The organism is Massiliimalia massiliensis (assembly GCF_900155615.1).
Lineage (GTDB): Bacteria > Bacillota > Clostridia > Oscillospirales > Ruminococcaceae > Massiliimalia > Massiliimalia massiliensis.
In genome coordinates this window covers 1-5,489 of the sequence record NZ_FUHT01000001.1, presented here as the reverse complement: position 1 = coordinate 5,489, position 5,489 = coordinate 1, and the positions used below count along the sequence as shown (strand labels likewise).

Below are 5,489 nucleotides of genomic sequence, written 5' to 3'. Positions count from 1 at the left end.
TGTGATATAATAGCGAAGCACCGCAGCGAGAGGGAGGAAAGGAATCCCGGCCAAGGAAAAAAAGTTCTTGACAAAAGCGATGAGGTGTGATAGAATAAACAAGTTGCCGCTCGAGAGGGCGGGGACGAAGATGGATCTTGAAAATTAAACAATGTAAAAGGTAAGAAGAACAAAAAAGCTTGAAAAGAATCGAACCCCGATTCAAGAGAGTGAACTGTACAGAGAAGTAATGAGCAGGAAAAGAAGCTTTGATTAAGACAGGAAGGAATTTCTGTATTAATAGAATGAAACAAAGAGTTTGATCCTGGCTCAGGACGAACGCTGTCGGCGCGCCTAACACATGCAAGTCGAACGAAGCTGCATCGAACGAATTCTTCGGAAAGAGATTGGTACAGCTTAGTGGCGGACGGGTGAGTAACGCGTGAGTAACCTGCCTTTCAGAGGGGGATAACGTTTGGAAACGAACGCTAATACCGCATAACATATTAAATTCGCATGGATTTGATATCAAAGGAGCAATCCGCTGAAAGATGGACTCGCGTCCAATTAGCTAGTTGGTGAGGTAACGGCCCACCAAGGCGACGATTGGTAGCCGGACTGAGAGGTTGAACGGCCACATTGGGACTGAGACACGGCCCAGACTCCTACGGGAGGCAGCAGTGGGGAATATTGCACAATGGGGGAAACCCTGATGCAGCGACGCCGAGTGAGGGAAGAAGGTTTTCGGATTGTAAACCTCTGTCCTTGGTGAAGATAATGACGGTAGCCAAGGAGGAAGCTACGGCTAACTACGTGCCAGCAGCCGCGGTAATACGTAGGTAGCGAGCGTTGTCCGGAATTACTGGGTGTAAAGGGAGCGTAGGCGGGATTGCAAGTTGAATGTCAAATCTACGGGCTTAACCCGTAGCCGCGTTCAAAACTGCAGTTCTTGAGTGAAGTAGAGGCAGGCGGAATTCCTAGTGTAGCGGTGAAATGCGTAAATATTAGGAGGAACACCAGTGGCGAAGGCGGCCTGCTGGGCTTTAACTGACGCTGAGGCTCGAAAGCGTGGGTAGCAAACAGGATTAGATACCCTGGTAGTCCACGCTGTAAACGATGATTACTAGGTGTGGGGGGGACTGACCCCTTCCGTGCCGGAGTTAACACAATAAGTAATCCACCTGGGGAGTACGACCGCAAGGTTGAAACTCAAAGGAATTGACGGGGGCCCGCACAAGCAGTGGAGTATGTGGTTTAATTCGAAGCAACGCGAAGAACCTTACCAGGTCTTGACATCGTGCGCATAGCCTAGAGATAGGTGAAGCCCTTCGGGGCGCATAGACAGGTGGTGCATGGTTGTCGTCAGCTCGTGTCGTGAGATGTTGGGTTAAGTCCCGCAACGAGCGCAACCCTTACGTTTAGTTGCTACGCAAGAGCACTCTAGACGGACTGCCGTTGACAAAACGGAGGAAGGTGGGGATGACGTCAAATCATCATGCCCCTTATGACCTGGGCTACACACGTACTACAATGGCTATTAACAGAGGGAAGCAAGATGGTGACATGGAGCAAACCCCTAAAAATAGTCTCAGTTCGGATTGCAGGCTGCAACCCGCCTGCATGAAGCCGGAATTGCTAGTAATCGCGGATCAGCATGCCGCGGTGAATACGTTCCCGGGCCTTGTACACACCGCCCGTCACACCATGAGAGTTGGCAACACCCGAAGCCGATAGTCTAACCGCAAGGGGGACGTCGTCGAAGGTGGGGTTGATGATTGGGGTGAAGTCGTAACAAGGTAGCCGTATCGGAAGGTGCGGCTGGATCACCTCCTTTCTATGGAGAAGTGACCGGTAAGACGGTCAAATTTCTCGGTCAGACAACAGAGGAATCTGTTGGAGGAGAGCTCGTTACAACGGTGCAGCGTTCTGAGCCGGATACATTGTTTAATTTTGAGGATCCATAGAGAAAAGGGATCTTCAAAAAGAGAATAGAGTGGGAAGAAAGCGGCATAACCGACCCTTGAGAAATTGGGGGTGTAGCTCAGCTGGGAGAGCACCTGCCTTGCACGCAGGGGGTCAGGAGTTCGATCCTCCTCATCTCCACCACCTACTGAAGAAGTAGGAGATGGGAACAGGTTGTGTTTCGAAGAAGCCGAGGATCTGACCGAAAGAAATGGGCTCATAGCTCAGGTGGTTAGAGCGCACGCCTGATAAGCGTGAGGTCGGTGGTTCGAGTCCACTTGAGCCCACCAAAGGTTTTGAACTTGATGAGAATCAAGGGAAGGACCTGAAGGAAAAACACGGTGCGCGAAGCGCAGGAAAGGACGTTGTCCTGACAGTGTTTTTTCAGAGAGTTAAAGGCTTTGCCTTTTACTCTTGGTATCTTGAAAACTGAATAATTATGAAAGCAAGAATGCGAAATTAAAATATCAAAGCGCACATCAAAAGGAAGAAATTTCTAGAGATGGGTAACAGTTCGCTTTTAGTGAACTGGAAGATACAATTTCAAACAGATCTTGTTGGAGAAAGAATTAATAGCGAAGCATTATGAGAGAAACGAGCATAAGAAGAGTAAAAAGCGAGAGCTTTTAACTCTGGACCAGAAAGAGGTCAAGCTAGAAAGGGCGCAGGGCGAATGCCTTGGCATTAGGAGCCGAAGAAGGACGTGGCTAACTGCGAAAAGCTGCGGGGAGTCGTAAGCAGACATTGATCCGCAGATATCCGAATGGAGCAATCCGGTACGAGTAACGTCGTATCACAGTATACTGAATACATAGGTATACTGGGGGAACCGCCTGAACTGAAACATCTAAGTAGGGCGAGGAAGAGAAATCAACCGAGATTCCGCAAGTAGTGGCGAGCGAACGCGGAGGAGGCCAAACCAAGTCTAGAAATAGATTTGGGGTTGCGGACTGCAATTAAGATCGCTGAGAGTTAGTTGAAGTGCATGGGAAGGCACACCAGAGAATGTGAGAGTCATGTAAACGAAAACTTGAGGCGCTGAGCAGGATCCAGAGTACCGCGGGACACGAGAAACCCCGTGGGAAGCAGGGGGGACCACCCTCCAAGCCTAAACACTACCTAATGACCGATAGCGAAAAGTACTGTGAAGGAAAGGTGAAAAGCACCCCGGGAGGGGAGTGAAAGAGAACCTGAAACCCTGTGCCTACAAGCACATAGAGCACGTCAACGTGTGATATGGTACCTATTGTAGAATGGTCCGGCGAGTATTCGTATGTAGCAAGGTTAAGCACTTAAGGTGTGGAGCCGAAGGGAAGCCGAGTCTGAAAAGGGCGTACAGTTGCATGCGAATGACCCGAAACCGGGTGACCTATCCATGTCCAGGCTGAAGTTGGGGTAAGACCCAATGGAGGGCCGAACCGACCTCCGTTGAAAAGGCGGCGGATGAGGTGTGGATAGCGGTGAAATTCCAATCGAACCCGGATATAGCTGGTTCTCCCCGAAATAGCTTTAGGGCTAGCCTCATAATAGATTACCGGAGGTAAAGCACTGAATGGGCTAGGGGTCGAGAGATTACCGAACCCTATCAAACTCTGAATGCCGGATAATTGTTTTATGGGAGTCAGACTGTGTGAGATAAGTTTCATAGTCGAAAGGGAAAGAGCCCAGACCCACAGCTAAGGTCCCAAAGTAGGTTTAAGTGGAAAAGGATGTGGAACTGCTAAAACAACCAGGATGTTGGCTTAGAAGCAGCCATACATTTAAAGAGTGCGTAATAGCTCACTGGTCGAGTGGTTCTGCGCCGAAAATTTAACGGGGCTAAAATCTACACCGAAGCTTGGGCAGTATGTAAATACTGGGTAGGGGAGCGTCGTATATTGGGAGAAGTCATAGCGAAAGCGGTGGTGGACGATATACGAGTGAGAATGCCGGAATGAGTAGCGAGAATTATGTGAGAATCATAATGGCCGAAAGACTAAGGTTTTAGGAGGAAGGTTCGTCCGCTCCTAGTTAGCCGGGAGCTAAGGTGAGGCCGAGAGGCGTAGCCGATGCACATACGGTTGAGATTCCGTAGCCTCCAAAGGATTTAAGCAGAAGGACACTTTCAAAGGGCATGAGCCGGGCGATGGTAGACCCGGTCGAAAGGGACCGAAATCAAGTAGGGAAGCATGCTTAGAGGAAGGCGAGAAAAGTTCTGTGAATATCCGAGGAGCCCGTACCGCAAACCGACACAGGTAGTTAGGAAGAGAATTCTAAGGCCAACGGGAGAAGGGTTGTTAAGGAACTCGGCAAGTTGACCCCGTAACTTCGGGAGAAGGGGTGCTCATGAAAATGAGCCGCAGAGAATAGGCCCAGGCGACTGTTTAGCAAAAACACAGGTCTCTGCTAAATCGAAAGATGACGTATAGGGGCTGACACCTGCCCGGTGCCGGAAGGTTAAGAGGAGGAGTGAGAGCTCTGAATTGAAGCCCCGGTAAACGGCGGCCGTAACTATAACGGTCCTAAGGTAGCGAAATTCCTTGTCAGGTAAGTTCTGACCCGCACGAATGGTGTAACGATCTGGGCACTGTCTCAACAACCCGCCCGGCGAAATTGTAGTACCGGTGAAGATGCCGGTTACCCGCGACTAGACGGAAAGACCCCATGGAGCTTTACTGTAGCTTAATGTTGGATTTTGGTATGTGATGTACAGGATAGGTGGGAGACTAGGAAGCATAGGCGTCAGCTTATGTGGAGTCAGCCTTGGGATACCACTCTTTATGTACTGAAATTCTAACCTGCGGCCATGAATCTGGTCGGGGGACATCGTTAGGTGGGCAGTTTGACTGGGGCGGTCGCCTCCAAAAGAGTAACGGAGGCGCTCAAAGGTTCGCTCAGCATGGACGGAAACCATGCTCTTGAGTGTAAACGCAAAAGCGAGCCTAACTGCGAGACTGACGGGTCGAGCAGTAACGAAAGTTGGAGTTAGTGATCCGGCGGTATGAGAGTGGAATTGCCGTCGCTCAACGGATAAAAGCTACCCTGGGGATAACAGGCTGATCTCCCCCAAGAGTCCACATCGACGGGGAGGTTTGGCACCTCGATGTCGGCTCATCGCATCCTGGGGCTGTATTCGGTCCCAAGGGTTTGGCTGTTCGCCAATTAAAGCGGTACGCGAGCTGGGTTCAGAACGTCGTGAGACAGTTCGGTCCCTATCTGTCGTGGGCGCAGGATATTTGAGAGGAGCTGTCCCTAGTACGAGAGGACCGGGATGGACGCACCTCTGGTGCACCAGTTGTCAGGCCTACTGGCACAGCTGGGCAGCTATGTGCGGAACGGATAAACGCTGAAGGCATCTAAGCGTGAAGCCGACCTCAAGATAAGATATCCCACTGAGTTAATCAGGTAAGACCCCTTGTAGACTACGAGGTAGATAGGCTCAAAGTGTAAGCATGGTGACATGTTCAGCTAGCGAGTACTAATCGGTCGAGGGCTTGACCTCAAAGAATGTTTGAGTCTCGAGCTTTACTATGTTTCTCCTTCATAATTATTCGGTTTTGAGGATACCA

2 tRNA genes and 2 rRNA genes are annotated in these 5,489 nt (G+C 50.2%); all 4 read left to right on the top strand.

Going from position 1 to position 5,489, the window contains the following annotated elements:
- Positions 1-286 precede the first annotated feature (286 nt).
- The 4 genes from CZ360_RS00020 (at position 287) to CZ360_RS00005 (ending at position 5,422) form a co-directional block, all read left to right on the top strand.
- A 16S ribosomal RNA gene (locus tag CZ360_RS00020) occupies positions 287-1,813 on the top strand.
- 196 nt (positions 1,814-2,009) lie between these two features.
- Positions 2,010-2,085, top strand: a tRNA-Ala gene (locus CZ360_RS00015).
- 69 nt (positions 2,086-2,154) lie between these two features.
- Positions 2,155-2,231: transfer RNA gene (locus CZ360_RS00010), tRNA-Ile, on the top strand.
- 356 nt (positions 2,232-2,587) lie between these two features.
- Positions 2,588-5,422: ribosomal RNA gene (locus tag CZ360_RS00005) — 23S ribosomal RNA — on the top strand.
- The 16S and 23S rRNA genes sit together here with 2 tRNA genes alongside, the layout of an rRNA operon.
- Positions 5,423-5,489: the final 67 nt, after the last annotated feature.